The organism is Mesorhizobium sp. LCM 4576, assembly GCF_001854815.1.
Lineage (GTDB): Bacteria > Pseudomonadota > Alphaproteobacteria > Rhizobiales > Rhizobiaceae > Mesorhizobium > Mesorhizobium plurifarium.
In genome coordinates, this window is the sequence record NZ_MDDT01000012.1 from 50168 (window position 1) to 65454 (window position 15287).

Here is a 15287-nt window from a genome sequence, read left to right on the forward strand (position 1 = left end):
ATGCTCATCTCAGTTTGATTCTGGGGTCGATGAAGGGCGCGATGATGTCGGCGAGAAGGTTGCCGAGCACGATGGCGAAGGCCGAGACCAGGGTGACGCCCATGATGATCGGGATGTCGACGCGCTGGATGGCCTGYCAGGCAAGCTGGCCGATGCCGGGCCAGCCGAACACGCTTTCGACCACGACGATGCCGCCCATGAAGACGCCGATGTCGATGCCGATCATGGCCACGACCGRCAGGATGGCGTTAGGCAGGGCATGGCGAAACAGGATGGCGCCGCGCGCCAGGCCCTTGGCGCGGGCGGTGCGCATATAGTCTTGGCGCAGCACGTCGATCATCGACGAGCGCATCATGCGCGCGTACCAGCCGGCGCCGAGTATGCCCATGGTCAGCGAGGGCAGCACGAGGTGGCGCCAGGAGCCGTAACCGCCGATCGGGAACCAGCCGAGCCTGACGGCGAAGACGTAGAGCAGGAGCAGGCCAACGACGAATTGCGGCGCCGAGACGCCGACGAAGGAGGCGACCATCAAGGTCTGGTCGGTGGCGGTGCCGCGCTTGACGGCGGCGACCAGTCCCATGGTGAGGCCGATCGCGAGCTCGCACAGGATGGCGCCGACCATCAGAAGCAGGCTCGCCGGCAGCCGCGAGACGATCAGCTCGGTGACTTCGGAGCGCTGGATGTAGGAGCGGCCGAGATCGCCGCCGATAAGCCTGGTGAGATAATGCCAGTACTGGACGACGAAGGGCTGGTCGAGGCCGAGCTGGCGGCGGATGTTCTCCACCGTTTCGGGCGTGGCGCTGCGCCCGGCGATCTGGCGCACCGGGTCGGCCGGCAAAAGATAGAGCAGCGCGAAGGTGATCAGCGAGACGCCGAGCAGGATGAGCAGCGACTGGATGAGCCGGCGGCCGAGATAGGCGATCATGACCGGCCTCTCATTATTCCCGCCCTCTCTGCGTTGGGTCGAGGATGTCGCGCAGCGCGTCGCCGATCAGGTTGAAGGCCAGCGCCAGCGCCAGGATGGCGGCGCCGGGGAAGAACACCAGCCAGGGCGCCGCCTGGAAATAGGTCTGGTTCTCGAAGATGATGTTGCCCCAGGAGGCCGTCGGCGGCTGCACGCCGATGCCGAGATAGCTGAGCGTGGCTTCGAGCAGCACCGTGGTCGAGATGCCGAGCGTGCCCCAGACGATGATGGTCGGCAGGAGATGCGGCAGGATGTGGCGGATGAGAATCCGCGGCGCGCTCGCCCCGATCGTGCGCTCGGCATCGATGAACTCGCGCTCGGAGAGCGAGGAGGTTTCGGTGTAGACGACGCGCGCGGTCTGCACCCAGTTGACCAGCGCGATCACCATGGCGACGATCCAGAGGCTCGGCTCGAACACCGCGGCCAGGCAGATCGCTAAGAGYAGCGCCGGGAAGGCCATCATTAGGTCGGTGAAGCGCATCAGCGCGCTGCCGATCCAGCCGCGGAAATAACCCGCCGAGACGCCGACCAGCGTGCCGATCAGAAGCGCCACGCCATTGGCGACGATGCCGATGATCAGCGACGTGCGGGCGCCGAACAGGATGCGGGTCAAGAGGTCGCGGCCGAGCAGGTCTGTGCCCAGCCAGAACTTGGCGTTCGGCGGCAGGGGCGAGCCTTCGAGCGTCAGGCCGTCGAACATCTGCTCGTTGGGATCGTAGCCGGTCAGCCATGGCGCGAGGATGGCGCCGGCGACGACGATAGCGACGATGAGGAGCCCGAGCAGCGCCAGCGGCCGCTTGACCAGCCGGCGCCAGACGCCGGCGCGCGGCTTTGCCGGCATGTGGCCAGCCGACGGCAGGTCAGGCGCGATGGGATTGGTCATCGCCGTCCTCTTCTTCCGTCATCGCCACGATGCGCCGCGCCGCTTCCTCGACGCTGATCTGCCAGCTCATCGCCAGCGACCTGAGTTGCGCGTAGGCGCGGTCGTCGTCGCCGCCTTTCGACAGGGCCGCGACCGCGCGCACGATGGTCTGGCGCTCGCCAACCCGCTGGCGCAGCGACGCGATCTCGCCGGCGAGCCGTTTTCGCGCCTCGAAACTCTGCCGGGCGATGAGCAGCGCGCTGTAGACGCCGGCGGTGCCCACCGGTTTCAGCAATTGCGCATCGGCGTTGTGCGACAGCGCCCATTCGATGCGGCCCGGCRCCTCCGAGCCGATCAGCGCCACAAGCGGCATCGGCGCCTCGCCGGGCTTCCACGGGAACTGCTCGTCGAAGCCGAGATCGGCGTCGAAGAAGACGAAATCCGCGGCAAGCGCCTCCGCCGGCAGCTGCGGCCAGCACTCGATCGCTTCGAGGCCGATCGCCGACAATTGCCTGGTGATCGCCTGCACCGTCGTGTGCGGACGATGCAGCACGAAGGCCTTGGCTCCGCCGAGATTGGGGATGCGCGCGGCGCGGCTCACGACACCACCCTGAGACGCGGACGGCCGAAGACCTTGGCCGGATCGTAGCGCGACAGATAGGGATCGGGCGCCACCTCTTCCTCGCGGCTCACCACCTCGAAGAAGCCGTCGGCAATGCGCCCGATGAGCACCGGCAAGGTTGCATGCTGAGTGTTCGGATCGATGGCGATCGGCCCCAGCCGCGTCGCGAAGCGGCGTTCGGCGAAGGCTTTCGAGAATTCCGCCGGGCCGGCGTCGGGATTGCCGGAAAGCACGTCCGCCATCGCCTGCACCGAGRCATAGGCGGAGGCCTCGAAGGACGAGGCGAAGGCAGCCGGGCGCGGCGCGAAATAGGGCCCGGCCGACAGATGGCCCTTGCCGGTCTCGCCGATYGCCGGCAGTTCGGCCTCGGTGAGATTGCACGAGACCACCGGGCAGGCGTCAGGCTTGAAGGCGGCATCGTCGCGTCCCAGCTCGCGATAGGCGGCGAGGAAAGCGTAGGACGAGGTGCCGATCAGGTTGTTCAGGATGAAGTTCGGCCGCGTGACGCGGATCTCCTCGATCAGGCGCGAAACATCGGTCTCGCCGATGCGCAGATAGCGTTCGCCGAGCACCTTGCCGCCGGCGTCGGCGATCAGGTCGCGGGCGACGCGGTTCATCTCCCAGCCCCAGATGTAGTTGGAGCCGAGCAGGAAGCCGTTGGCGCCGAAGCGCGGCGCGACATGGGCCATCAGCGGCACCAGATGCTGGTTGGGGCAGGCATGCATGTAGACGACATGCTCGTTGGCCTCGAAGCCTTCATACGGGCAGGCATACCAGAGCATGCCGCCCGCCTTCTCCAGCACGGGTATCGTCTCCTTGCGGCTCCAGGAGGTGATGCAGCCGACGACATGGCGGGCGCTGCTGGTGCGGAAAATGTCCTCGCAGAGCGTCGCGTAGCGGTCGGCATTGCTTTGCGGATCGCGCTCGACCGGAACGAGCTCGATCGTCTGCGCGCGATCGGCGTTGATGTCGGCGATCGCCCGCATCGCGCCCAGCCGGCAGGCATCGGAGACGAGCTGATAGCTGCCTGACCGGGAATAAAGGACGCCGATCTCGATACGTCGCTTCAAGCGAGGCTCCAAAAATGAAAAAGCCCCGCAGCCAGCGCCGGATGGGCGAGGCATACGAGGCATTCTTGCCGCCCGGCGACCAAGGCCGGTATTTTCGCGGGCTACCCTATTCCGTACCGTCCATCAGTCAAGCCTGAAAGTTTGAGTGGCCTGCGGGGCCATTCAGCAAAATTCTCACTGCTCATTTCGGTGAAATCAGCGCAACGCTGGCGATTGGCTGGAGCCTCCCCAACCTCGTCATTCCAGGGCGGAGCAGCCGCGAAGCGGCGTCGCGGAGACCCTGGAATCCATTCCGTGACCCTGATCGTAGAACGCAGCGGAGCAGAAATCTGCACCGCCGCGGGGCTCATACGTCACGGAATGGATCCTCGGGTCTGCGCGCGTCGCTTCGCTCCTTGCTCCGCCCGTGGATGACGATCGCGATGGGGTGTTTCGGCCAATCTCCAACGCATGCCACCTCCCAATGCAAACAGAGCCGACGGTCAAAATCCCAATGCGGGAACTAGTCCCGCACACTGAAGGCGAAGGGGGCTGTGCGGCTCGGGCGCGAACCCAGTTCCGGCGGTGGAGCAGGCAGAGTTGCTCCTTGAAGAATAGCAAGCGCCGCTCGGTCCAGATCGGCATCACCGGACGACTGGGCTAGCCTTGCAGAAAGGACTCGCCCGGAAGCATCGACAGTGAAGGTCACCAAGACATTCCCTTCCGCCCGGCGCGCCCTTGCTGCGCTTGGGTATCGCTTATGCCGATTGAGCCAGGCTCTGAGCTTTGCGTCCCAATTCCTGGAATTACCAGATCCCCCCTGTGTTGCAGACGATTTGGGCGCCGCTGCCTTCGCCGCTGCCTTGGCATCGATGCTGGCGGTGGTCGTCGCCCTGGGCGGTGGCGCCTTTTCCTTCCTGACCCGTTCCTTCGGCTTTTCGACCGGCTTCTTCTCGGCCTTCTTCCCGGGTTCGGCCGGCTTCTGCGTCTTCGCCTTGGTTTCCACCGGTTTCGGTTCCGGCAGCGGAATGACGACATCGGGCGCGATCGCCTCGACAGGGTCGGGCACGACCTCATCCAGCTGTGGCTGCTCGCTCAGCGCGGCAACCGCCGCTGGAGGGGCCTGCTCAGCCTCTTGCATGTCGTTGGCATCGGATGGCCGTTCGGTGACGGGCTCCGCCTGTTCCACTGCCGGCGCCGGATCGATCACCGGTTTTGCCTCGACGGGCTTTTCCGCCTCCTCCGCCGCATCGGGTGGCTCCGGTGTCACCGTGTCCAGCATCGCCGTCTCTTGCGGCGCGGCGGGCGCGACGACCAGCGGCGCCATCTCGACCGCCAGCGCCGGCGGCGGACCACCGTCGGGCATGTCGGCGAAACTCAAATTCTGCACCGCATAGGCGACGGCCACATGCGCGGCCAGGATGATCGCGGCCGCGCTCGTCCACAGGCCGGCCTCACGCGCGCCGAAGCGCGGCTGGGAAACGCGGGAAAGAGCGGCGACCGTCATGGCGCCGCGCTTCCGCCCAGCGCGGAGGAGGGGTTGGCGCCGGCGGCGGGCGTTCCAGGCACGGCCTGCCCGCCGCGGCCGGTGGTTTCGAGGCCGACGAGCGCGACCTTGAGGTAGCCGGCGGCGCGCAAAAGGTTCATCACCTCCATCAGGTCGCCATAGCCGACCGTCTTGTCGGCGCGCAGGAAGATGCGCGTCTGCCTGTCGCCCTTGGTGCGGTTGTCGAGCACGCCGGCGAAGGCCGGACGCGGCACGCTGTCATTGCCGATCGCCAGCGAGAGGTCGCTTTTCAGCGTCAGGAACAAAGGCGTCTCGGGTCGCGGCGCCGGCGTCGCCGTCGATCCGGGCAGGTCGACATTGACATCGACGGTCGCGAGCGGCGCCGCGACCATGAAGATGATCAGAAGCACCAGAATGACGTCGATGAACGGCGTGACATTGATGTCGTGGCTTACCTCGAGATCGTCGCCGGAGGTCTCGCGAATGCGCGCCGCCATGACCGCTACTCCGCCGCCATCGCCGTCGCCGGCGGCACCGTGCGGAAATCGAGGTCGCGGCTGACCAGCCGCTCGACGCCGGCGGAAGCGTCGGCGAGGATCTGCCGATAGCCGGCTATCGAGCGCGCGAAGACGTTGTAAATGACGACCGCCGGAATGGCCGCGACCAGGCCCATCGCGGTCGCAAGCAGCGCCTCGGCGATGCCGGGCGCCACGACGGCGAGGTTGGTGGTCTGCGCCTGCGAGATGCCGATGAAGGCGTTCATGATGCCCCAAACGGTCCCGAACAGGCCGACGAAGGGCGCCGTCGAGCCGATGGTGGCGAGCAGGCCGGTGCCGCGCGACATGCGCCGGGAAGCGGCCGCCTCGATGCGCGAAAGCCTGGAGGCGACGCGCTCCTTCAGTCCGTCGCCGGAGGCGTGATCGAGCGCGCCGGCCGAAAGCGCCCGTTCTTCTTCCGCCGCCCGCACCAGCAGCGCGCCCGGGCCGCCGCTGTGGCCGAGTTCCCGGCGAGCCTGCATCAGCGTCGCGGCATTGCCGATCGCATCGGCGGCGCGGCGCGCCCTCAGCTTGCCGCCGAAGACTTCCAGCGATTTGGCGAGCCAGATCGTCCAGGTGACGAGGGACGCGAAGGCCAGCCCGACCATCACCGCCTTCACGACGATATCGGCATTCATGAACATGCCCCAGGGCGACAGGTCATGCGGCAGCGCCAGCGCGATGGAAGGCTCCTCGCTCGTGGCGGCGGGCGCTTGCGCCGCTGGCGTTTGCGGGGCTGGGACGGCCGGTACCTGCGGTGCCGGGGCCTGCTCGACCGGAGCCTGCATGGCGGGTGCCACCGGCTGCCGCGCTGGCTGCTCCTGCGCCTTGGCGATGCCGGCCGAAAGAATGAGGGACGCGGCCAGCGCCGCGAAAAGATCGTTCCGGGACAAGGCTCGTCCTCGCTTCATCATCGCAATGCGGTGGCCGCCGTGCATACCATACAGACGCCAAGCGGCCATGCCGGTTGACTATGAAACATGACATTACGAGTCAACTATAAAGATGACTATGGGTCTCAACAATTCACGATGCGCCGATGCCCGCCTGGCTACGCTGCGGRCCTGGACCGCAGGTCGGTTGCCGGGCACGATGCGCATGGAGCAACCAATTTTGGTTTGTGCGCCATCGCGGACGGAAAAACCGCTATGCACTTTTCCTGGAATTGCTTGAAAGCAGGCGGCCGATGATCAAGGCGATACCCTTCGACTTTCCCTATTACGGCAGGCTGGAACCGCAGCATACGGCGCTGCTGGCGATCGACCTACAGGAGGATTTCCTGTCGCCGACCGGGTACTTCGCCAGGAAAGGCTACGATCCTTCGCCGCTGCGAGCCATCCTGCCGGCGGTCAACCGGCTGATCGGCGCGGCGCGAGCCGCCGGGCTCACCATCATCCACACCAGGCAGGGCTACCGCGCYGACATGGCCGACATGACGCCTTACGAAAAATGGCGCCGCAAGCGGGCCGGCCTCGACGGCACCGATGTCCTGTTGCGCTCCGGCCCGGGCTTCCAGATCTCCGCCGACATCGACGTGGCGCCGCAGGACATCATCATCGACAAGACCTGCAACAGCGCCTTCACCTATACGGATCTGGAGCTCGTTCTGCGGGCCAGGGGCATCACGCATCTGATGTTCACCGGCTGCACGACGGATGTGTGCGTGCACACCACGTTGCGCGAGGCCTGCGACCGCAACTTCCAGTGCCTGACGATTTCGGACGCCTGCGCCAGCGGCGACCGATATGCGCATGAAGCCGCGCTGCATATGGTCACGGTCGAGGACGGCGTCTTCGGCGCGCTGGCGGACTCGGAGGCGGTCATCGCCGCGTTGCGGCAGCTCGCGGGTGCGGCGCGCTGAAGATATCGGCGTCACCCGGGTCACCGAGTTCCGGCCAGCCGATATCCTTGCGGATGTCGAGCGGCAGTAGATAAAGCGTCCGTGCCGCCCGGTAGCGGGCACGGGTTGCTGAATAGTTGGTCGCGATGCGACCGATGGATGACAGGATCGACATTTGCTTCTCCCTTGGCTGATGCCGGTGTTTTGCAAACCCAGCACCCGCCAAGACGAAGGACGGATGCGTTTCGGAACGGTGAGCAGAAATTTTTTCCCGACCGACGTTCGAAATGTCCCGAGGCGGCGCCTCCGCCGGGCCAAATTCATTGCCCGCCAAAAAATTTTCGTCCTGCCGTTCCGTTTCCGGTTCCGGCTTCGTCTTGAGGGTCGTAACAGGTGGGAGAGCCGCGAGGGCCTCCGCCATCAGGACAAACGGAGCCAAGCCATGTCGACCACAGTGACCCTGATCAACATCTTCACCGCCAAGCCGGGCAAGCAGCAGGAACTCGCCAAGACGCTTGCCGAGGGCACGCGGAACTTCTTCAGCAAGCAGCCGGGCTCGCTGTCGTCGTCGGTGGTCGTCGGCGGCGACGGCAGCAAGGTCGCCAACATCTCGCAATGGCGTTCGTCGGAGGACATCGCGGCCTTCCGCAGYGACCCGCGCTTCGCCGATTACATGAAGAGCATCGTCGAGCTCGCCGCCGGCGAGAGCATGATGGGCCGCACGACCTATTCCCATACGGGCGGTGTTGAAAACTGAAGCAATTCCAGGAAAAGTGCGCAGCGGTTTTCCGTCAGGAATTGCGTCAAACAAAGGTAGAGGACGCGTGACCGGTTCGCAGGATCAGTCCGTTGCGGCGACCGAAACCAGGCTTCGCGCCTTCGAGCGCGAGGCTGCCGGCCTAAGGGCCAAGCTGCATCGCTACGCTTCGCGCATGGTCGGTTCGGTCATCGATGGCGAAGACATCGTGCAGGAAGCCTTGRCCAAAGGCTTTGTGGCGATCAGGAATGGCGACATGCCCGACAGGACCGAACCCTGGCTTTTTCGCATCGCGCACAATGCGGCGCTGGATTTCCTGCGCAAGCGGGCCCGCTCGCGTGGGCGCGAAAGCGAGGTCGAGCTCGACACGATCGCCGACGAGAATTCGGTGCTGGACGCGCGCATCGCCGCCGAGGCGAGCCTGGCCGAATTGATGCAATTGCCGCCGGCGCAACGGTGCGCGGTCGTGCTGAAAGACGTGCTTGGAAACAGCCTGCATGAGATCGGCGAGATCCTCGAAACCTCCGACACGGCAATCAAGGGTGCGCTGCAGCGGGGCCGCGAGAGCCTGCGCAAGCTTACGGCCGCGCCACGTACGGTATCACCCCGCCCGACGCTCGACCGGGACGAAGTCCGCCGCCTCGGCGACTATGTGGCTGCCTTCAACGCCAGGGATTTTGACGTTTTGCGCGGGCTTTTGGCCGAGGACGTCAAGCTGGAGCTGGTCAACCGCTTGCGCGCCGACGGCAAGGCATATGTCGGCAATTATTTCGGCCGCTATGCCGACGAAACGCATTGGCATTTCACGACCGGCCTTGTCGAAGGCCGGCCCGCCATCCTCGTCACCAGTCCGGAGCGTCCGGACGGGCCGCCGCGCTACTTCATCCTCATCGATTGGGAGAACGGCCGGATCGCCGGCATCCGCGACTTCCTGTTCGCGGACTACGTGATGGATGGCCTGGATTACTCCGATGTGAAGTGACTTCTGGGCATCGTGCTAAAGCGCGTCGCGATCTTTCAGATTCGCTCCATGCGCTTTAGGTTTTTTTGATTTTGCGCATGTCTTTATCCCGAAACCGGTTCCCACTTTCGGGAGACATGCTTTAGCCCRCGCGGTGCTCGGCAAAGGAGGTCGCGGCAAACGCACCCGGTTGCGGGATCTCCACCTCGCGGCGCGCCAGGGAATTGGCGACCAGCGTGATCGTCTCGCGCCCGATGCGGGCAATCTCACCTGGACGGTCGATGCCTCCGATCATGAACTCCTCGATGCCGAGCGCGGCATAGGGCAAAAGCGCCAGGGCAATCCGCGCCGGCGGCCCGGCGATCTCGACCGCCTTGTGGTCAGGGGGTCCGCTCCAGCCATCCGCGTGGATACGCACCGGCAGCGCGAAGCGCAGCCTGCCGCCGCGGCCATGTTCCGCCGCGGCGCCACGCGCACGCTCCATCAACTGCCGCACCTCGTCGGGCGAGYCGGCAGCCAGCTCGAAGACATCGGCATGCTTGCCGGCGACCTTCAGCGCGGTGCCCGACTGGCCCCCAAGCCGGATGACGAGATCGGCGCCATGCGGGCCCTTGCGCGGCACGAAACCGCCGCGGACACTATAGAAGGCGCCTTCATGGTCGAAGGGCCTGTCGTTCGACCACAGGCGCTTCAGCAGCACCAGATATTCGTCGATGCGCTGCCACACGACGCCGTGGCCGACCGGCCGCGCCTCGGCATCGCTGTCTTCCAGCGGCTCGCTTAGCATGCGCAGCGACAGGCGGCCGCCGCCTCTGCGATCGAGCGCCGCGAGCTGCCTTGCCGCCACCGTCGGCTCGATCACGCCGGCCCAATGCGTCAGCACCACCTCAAGCGAGCCGGTGYGGTCCAGCGTCTGCGCGGCGATGTCCATATTGGTGAGCAATCCGGCCGGATCGTCCACCACCAGCTTGCGAAAGCCGGCATCCTCGATCAGCGACAATTTGGTCGCGGTTTCGGCGAAATCGTAGAAGAAGCTGCCATTGGCAGGCTTTCCGGGAACATGCGTGAACTCGATCGGCATTGCCATCTCCTCCATCACGTCGGCTTGCCCCGCTCCAAAACCTTTTTGAACCAAATCCAAGACGCGGACGCGCAAAGACGCCCCGGCGCTCGGCCAGTTTTCCACTCCGGTTACTCAACTCAGATTGTTTGACGGCGGGTCTCGGCCCGCCTTGGGTCAGGGGATCAGCCCCAGGATCACCGCGCCGGTGAACACGAATGCAAGCGCGAAGACGAGATAGGCGAAGGTGCCGCCATAGGCGGGCCTCCAGCTCTGGTCGGCTGTCAGCCTCTGCCCCTTGCGGGCGGTCTGAGCGTTCTGGATATAGGACATATCGGCCTCCGTCGCGGCCATTAATCTATAAAGTTAGTAGACTTTGTCGATTGCTATTTTCGAGCAGTTTCTGGAACGAATTTTTTAAAACAGGACAGATCGTGGTTTTTCATACTCGCGATGCAGGCGATGCAGCCGATGTGGGAACATAGGCAATCTGGCCGAGCGGCCTGAAAATCGAGYGTTTTCGCGGCGTTCACAGGCACAATGTCCAATCGCTCGAACGCTCTTGGCCGCCTCGCGCATGACGGATAGCATCGCTTGGGCCGATATGGGCGGCACTGAAGGAGCAAAAAGAATGGGTGGAAGGCTGGCGGGCAAGGTCGCCATCATCTCGGGYGGCGCGACGGGCATGGGCGGGGCGGCGTCGGAGCTGTTCGCCGCCGAGGGCGCCAAGGTGGCGATCATCGACCGCAATGGCGAGGCGGCCGGCAAGACCGCGGCGGCGATCCGTGCGCGGGGCCATGTCGCGGAGCATTTCGTGGCCGACGTTTCGGACGAGGCGCAGGTCGAAGCGGCGGTGAAGGCGGCGGCGAATAAGCTTGGTCCGGTCACGGTGCTGTTCAACCATGCCGGCACGATCGTCATCAAACCATTCCTGGAGACGAGCCTGCAGGAATGGGACTGGCTGCATGCCGTCAACGTTCGCTCGATGTTCCTGATGACCCGCGCCGTGCTGCCCGGCATGATCGCCGCCGGCGGCGGCTCGATCGTCTGCACCTCGTCGATCTCGGCCGTGGCGGCGACGCCGAACGAAGTGCTCTATGACACCACCAAGGGCGCCTGCCACATGTTCGCGCGCGCCATTGCGGTGGAATTCCGCGACCGAAACATCCGCTGCAACGCCGTCTGCCCCGGCTTCATCCGCACGCCGCACGGCCTGCGCGAGGTCGCCGATCTCGGCAAGCTCGGCGTCGATGTTTCCGACGCCGCCATGGCCGCGCAGCAGGGCCGCATCGGCGAGCCGGAGGAAGTGGCGAAGGCGGCGCTGTTCCTGGCCAGCGACGAATCGAGCTTCGTCAACGGCGCACATCTGTTCGTGGACAACGCGTTCACGGCGATCTGAGGCTTTTTCCTCGCCCCACGAAAGTGGGGAGAGGTGGCTCGGCGAAGCCGAGACGGAGAGGGGAATGGCTCGGCCTTAGCGAGGGTCGGCTGGAAATCACCAGCGCCGCTGGCCCCTCTCCGGCCGCTTCGCGGCCACCTCTCCCCGCTTTGCGGGGCGAGGAAATTACCGCTCCTCCCTCCGGAACGGCTTCAGCAGCGCCGAGGGCGCCACCGCGTTGCGCGACATGATGGCCATGGCGACGATGGTGAAGATGAAGGGCAGCATCAGGAAGGCTTCGTAGGGGATGTGGCCGAGGCCGCTCGCCTGCATCCTGAGCTGCAGCGCGTCGACGAAGGCGAAGAGCAGCGCCGCGCCCGCCGAGCGCCAGGGATCCCAGCGGCCGAACACGACCAAGGCGATCGCCACCCAGCCGCGCCCGGAGACCACGCCGAAGGTGAAGGCGTTGAACTGCGCCATGGTGAGGAAGGCGCCGGCAAGCCCCATCAGCGCGCCTCCGAGGATCACCGCCTGGAAGCGCGTGGCGATCACACTGACGCCGGCCGAGTCCGCCGCGCGCGGGTTCTCGCCGACCATGCGCACCGACAGGCCCCAGGGCGTGCGGTAGAGCACGAAAGCGGCGAGCGGGACGGCGATGATCGCCAGATAGACCAGCGTGAACTGGTTGAACACCGCAGGCCCGAGCACCGGAATGTCGGCCAGCAGCGGGATCGGCACGGGCTTGAAGCCGTCGATGCTCGGCGGCACCGATTGCTGGCCGAAGATCAGCCGGTAGAGGAAATATGCAAGGCCGGATGAGAACAAAGTCACCCCGATGCCRCAGACATGCTGGCTGAGCCCCAGCGCCACGGTGAACAGCGCATGCAGCGCGCCCATGAGGGCTCCGACAAGCACGGCCACCAGCACGCCCAGCCACAGGCTGCCGCTCAGGCTGGCGGCGGTGAAGCCCGCCATCGCCGAAAGCAGCATGATGCCCTCGATGCCGAGATTGAGCACGCCGGCACGCTCGGAAAACATTTCGCCCAGCGTCGCGAAGGCCAAGGGCGTGGCAATGCGGATGATGGCGGCGAGGAAGCCGACCTGGAAGATCTGCTCGAACACCGCGCTCATGTCTGCGCTCCCACGCGGCGGATGCGGTAAGCGGTGAAGAGCAGCGCCACCAGCATGGAAAGCAATGCGGTTCCCTGAATAACGTCGCTGAGGAAAGCCGGCACGCCGGTGGCGCGCGACATCGCCTCGGCCCCGGTCATGACGGCGGCAAGGAAGAGCGCCGCCGGCACGACGCCGAGCGGGTTGAGCCGGGCCAGCATCGCGACGACGATGCCTGAATAGCCGTAGCCCGGCGAGATGTCGCTCATCACCTGGAAGTGMACGCCGCCCACTTCGCCGACGCCGGCCAGGCCCGCCAGCGCGCCGGAAAGCAGCGCGGTGGAGAGGAGCACGCGCTGCACGTTGATGCCGCCATAGCGGGCTGCTTCCGGATTCTCGCCGGTGACGCGGATGCGGAAGCCGAGCGTGGTGCGCGCGATCAGGAACCAGCAGAGCGGCGCCGCGATCAGCGCGACGAAGACGCCGAGATGCAGTCGCGTGCCTTCGATCAGCACGGGGAAATTGGCCGAATCCTCGATCGGCGGCGAGATCGGGTAACCGGAGAAGGTGTCTTTCCAAGGCCCCTCGATCAGCGCCATCAGCGCGTAGTAGATGACCGAGTTGAGCAGCAAAGAGCTCACCACGTCGTCGACCTTGAACTTGACTCTGAGCGTCGCCGGAACCAGCGCGACGAGAGCGCCGGCGGCGGCGCCCACCAGCGCCATCAACAGCATGGCGAGATCGCCCGGCATCGGGATCGCGCCGACGAAGCAGCTCGCCACCGCGCCGGCCAGCAACTGGCCCTCGGCGCCGATGTTCCAGAATTTGGCGCGGAAGGCGATCGCCACCGCGAGGCCGGTGAAGATCATCGGGGCGGCGCGCACCAGTGTTTCGGTGATGGCGTAGCTGTCGCCGAGCGAGGCGGACAGCATCACGCCATAGGCCTCGATGACGCCGGCGCCGGCTACGGCGATGAGCCCACTGCAGAGCACCAGCGTAACGGCGATCGCGATGAGCGGGAGGGCCAGATTGAACCAGGCGGGCGTCGAGGTGCGGGCTTCGAGGCGAAACATCAGGCTGCCTCCTCGGTGTGCCCGGCGCCGRTCATCATCAGGCCGAGCCTTGYGATGGTGGCATCGGCGCTGGGAAGCGTGCCGGCGATGYGGCCCTCATACATCACGGCGATGCGATCCGAGAGCATCAGCAACTCCTCGAGGTCCTCGCCGACGACGATGATGCCGCAGCCTCTGGCGCGCATGGCGAGGAATTTCTCATGAATGAAACGGGCGGCGCCGATGTCGAGGCCGCGTGTCGGCTGCGAGACGATCAGCACTTTCGGATCGAAGGCGAGCTCACGCGCCAGCAGCGCTTTCTGCAGATTGCCGCCGGACAGCGCGCCGGCGCGTACCATCGGGCCGGGGCAGCGAATGTCATAGGCCTTGATCTGTTCCTCGGCGAAGGCGCGGATGGCGGCCGGGTTGAGCAGGCCCTTGCGGCTGAAGGCTTCGGTGCCGATGCGCGGCAACACCATGGAGTCGGCCAAAGGCAGGTTGGTCACCAGGCCGGTCGTCATCCGGTCCTCCGGAATGCGGCCGAGGCCGAGCGCCTGCAGTTCGTGCGGCGAGAATTGCGCAACCGTTTTGCCGGCTATCGTCATCGTGCCGGCCCTGGGCGCCAGCATGCCGGAAATGACGTCGGCCAGCGCGCGCTGACCATTGCCGGAGACACCGGCTATGCCGAGGATCTCGCCGGCGCGGACGAAAAGCGAGACGTCGCGCAGCGGCGTGCCGGCATGGCCCGAGGTGGAGATGCCGTCGAGCGTCAGCACCGAAGCRCCAGGTGTTGAGGCTTCCCTGACCGGCGGGACGATTTCGTGGCCGCACATCAGCTTCGCCATCTCGGCCGAGGTCGTTTGCGCCGGATGATCGACGCGGCCGGCGACCTTGCCGTGGCGCAGCACGACGCAGCGATGGGTGAGCGCGCGGACCTCGTTGAGCTTGTGCGAGATGAAGATGATACCCAGTCCTTGCGCCGCCATCGAGCGCAGGGCGGCGAACAGGCCGTCGACCTCCGAAGGCGCCAGCACCGCCGTCGGCTCGTCGAGGATCAAAAGCTTCGCGCCGCGAAACAGCGCCTTGRTGATTTCCAGCCGCTGCTGCTCGCCGACCGACAGCGCCGAAACAGGYAGGTTCGGATCGAGGCTCAGCCCGTACTGCCGGCCGATCTCGGTGAGCCGCGCCAGCCCGCCGGCGCGGTCGATCCGGCCCGACTTGCCAGGAATGCCGATCAGGAGGTTCTCCAGCACCGTGAGGCGCGGCGCGAGGTGAAAATGCTGGTGCACCATGCCGATGCCGGCGGCGAGCGCATCGGCGGAATTATGGATGGAGACAGGCTTGCCCTCGACCATGATCTCGCCCGCATCCGGCGCATAGGCGCCGAACAGCACGTTCATCAGCGTCGTCTTGCCGGCGCCGTTCTCGCCCAGCAGGCCGAGGATCTCGCCGGGCGCGACGCTGAGGTCGACGGCCTCGTTCGCCTTGACGGCGCCGARGCTCTTGGTGATGCCGCGCATTTCGATGAGTGGGGCGGACAAGGGTGAATCCTGGTTTTGCTATCGGGCGAAGGGCAGCGCGAGGCCCCC

At 65.9% G+C, this 15287-nt stretch carries 17 protein-coding genes; 4 read left to right on the forward strand and 13 right to left on the reverse strand.

Annotated features, from left to right (window positions below):
• Positions 1-4: 4 nt before the first annotated feature.
• From LCM4576_RS06370 to exbB, 7 genes are all read right to left on the reverse strand, one after another.
• Complete coding sequence (locus LCM4576_RS06370; RefSeq protein WP_071031086.1) at positions 5-925, reverse strand: ABC transporter permease; 921 nt, start codon at positions 923-925, stop codon at positions 5-7.
• Positions 926-938: 13 nt separating this feature from the next.
• Positions 939-1805, reverse strand: coding sequence for an ABC transporter permease (locus LCM4576_RS06375; protein WP_198540214.1), 867 nt, complete (start codon positions 1803-1805; stop codon positions 939-941).
• A gap of 19 nt (positions 1806-1824) precedes the next feature.
• A complete protein-coding gene (locus tag LCM4576_RS06380; RefSeq protein ID WP_071031088.1) occupies positions 1825-2427 on the reverse strand; it encodes an ANTAR domain-containing response regulator in 603 nt (200 codons plus the stop codon).
• Positions 2424-3518, reverse strand: a complete 1095-nt coding sequence (locus LCM4576_RS06385) for a transporter substrate-binding protein (RefSeq protein WP_071031090.1) — start codon at positions 3516-3518, stop codon at positions 2424-2426. Before LCM4576_RS06385 ends, LCM4576_RS06380 begins: the two co-directional genes overlap by 4 nt.
• Before the next feature lie 502 nt (positions 3519-4020).
• A complete protein-coding gene (locus LCM4576_RS06390) occupies positions 4021-4905 on the reverse strand; it encodes a TonB family protein (protein WP_320411841.1) in 885 nt (294 codons plus the stop codon).
• 95 nt (positions 4906-5000) lie between these two features.
• On the reverse strand, positions 5001-5501 hold the full coding sequence (gene exbD / locus LCM4576_RS06395; RefSeq protein ID WP_071031092.1) for a TonB system transport protein ExbD: 501 nt from the start codon (positions 5499-5501) through the stop codon (positions 5001-5003).
• A gap of 5 nt (positions 5502-5506) precedes the next feature.
• Positions 5507-6433 (reverse strand): tonB-system energizer ExbB, encoded by a 927-nt coding sequence (gene exbB / locus LCM4576_RS06400; protein WP_071031131.1) that lies wholly within the window; start codon positions 6431-6433, stop codon positions 5507-5509.
• Between the two features lie 293 nt (positions 6434-6726).
• Between exbB and LCM4576_RS06405 the strand changes: the two genes are divergently transcribed.
• On the forward strand, positions 6727-7401 hold the full coding sequence (locus LCM4576_RS06405; protein ID WP_071031132.1) for a cysteine hydrolase family protein: 675 nt from the start codon (positions 6727-6729) through the stop codon (positions 7399-7401).
• On the opposite strand, the gene LCM4576_RS34520 is transcribed toward LCM4576_RS06405, so the two are convergent.
• Entirely contained in the window at positions 7361-7555 is a 195-nt protein-coding gene (locus LCM4576_RS34520; RefSeq protein WP_071071449.1) for a hypothetical protein, read from the reverse strand. The two genes, LCM4576_RS06405 and LCM4576_RS34520, sit on opposite strands and share 41 nt — an antisense overlap.
• Before the next feature lie 267 nt (positions 7556-7822).
• Between LCM4576_RS34520 and LCM4576_RS36490 the strand changes: the two genes are divergently transcribed.
• Together LCM4576_RS36490 and LCM4576_RS06415 are read left to right on the forward strand one after the other, a co-directional pair.
• Positions 7823-8137, forward strand: coding sequence for an antibiotic biosynthesis monooxygenase (locus tag LCM4576_RS36490; RefSeq protein WP_052458320.1), 315 nt, complete (start codon positions 7823-7825; stop codon positions 8135-8137).
• Between the two features lie 67 nt (positions 8138-8204).
• Positions 8205-9119: a sigma-70 family RNA polymerase sigma factor gene (locus tag LCM4576_RS06415; RefSeq protein ID WP_071031093.1), complete on the forward strand. Its 915-nt coding sequence runs from the start codon at positions 8205-8207 to the stop codon at positions 9117-9119.
• Between the two features lie 121 nt (positions 9120-9240).
• Here the strand turns inward: LCM4576_RS06415 and LCM4576_RS06420 are convergent, their stop codons facing one another.
• Together LCM4576_RS06420 and LCM4576_RS35635 are read right to left on the reverse strand one after the other, a co-directional pair.
• Positions 9241-10179, reverse strand: coding sequence for an LLM class flavin-dependent oxidoreductase (locus tag LCM4576_RS06420; RefSeq protein WP_071031135.1), 939 nt, complete (start codon positions 10177-10179; stop codon positions 9241-9243).
• A gap of 156 nt (positions 10180-10335) precedes the next feature.
• Complete coding sequence (locus LCM4576_RS35635; protein ID WP_116390047.1) at positions 10336-10491, reverse strand: hypothetical protein; 156 nt, start codon at positions 10489-10491, stop codon at positions 10336-10338.
• Between the two features lie 298 nt (positions 10492-10789).
• Here LCM4576_RS35635 and LCM4576_RS06425 point away from each other — a divergent pair, with 298 nt between their 5' ends.
• Positions 10790-11557 carry an SDR family NAD(P)-dependent oxidoreductase gene (locus LCM4576_RS06425; RefSeq protein ID WP_071031095.1) on the forward strand — a complete coding sequence of 256 codons (768 nt, stop codon included), beginning with the start codon at positions 10790-10792 and terminating at the stop codon, positions 11555-11557.
• A 165-nt stretch (positions 11558-11722) separates the two neighbouring features.
• On the opposite strand, the gene LCM4576_RS06430 is transcribed toward LCM4576_RS06425, so the two are convergent.
• The 3 genes from LCM4576_RS06430 to LCM4576_RS06440 are packed head-to-tail and all read right to left on the reverse strand — an operon-like array spanning position 11723 to position 15239.
• Complete coding sequence (locus tag LCM4576_RS06430) at positions 11723-12667, reverse strand: ABC transporter permease (protein WP_071031097.1); 945 nt, start codon at positions 12665-12667, stop codon at positions 11723-11725.
• Positions 12664-13719: an ABC transporter permease gene (locus LCM4576_RS06435; RefSeq protein WP_071031099.1), complete on the reverse strand. Its 1056-nt coding sequence runs from the start codon at positions 13717-13719 to the stop codon at positions 12664-12666. The genes LCM4576_RS06430 and LCM4576_RS06435 overlap by 4 nt, the downstream gene beginning before the upstream one ends.
• The gene (locus LCM4576_RS06440; RefSeq protein ID WP_083361337.1) at positions 13719-15239 is read right to left on the reverse strand and encodes an ABC transporter ATP-binding protein; all 1521 of its coding nucleotides are present in this window, start codon (positions 15237-15239) and stop codon (positions 13719-13721) included. The genes LCM4576_RS06435 and LCM4576_RS06440 overlap by 1 nt, the downstream gene beginning before the upstream one ends.
• Positions 15240-15287: the final 48 nt, after the last annotated feature.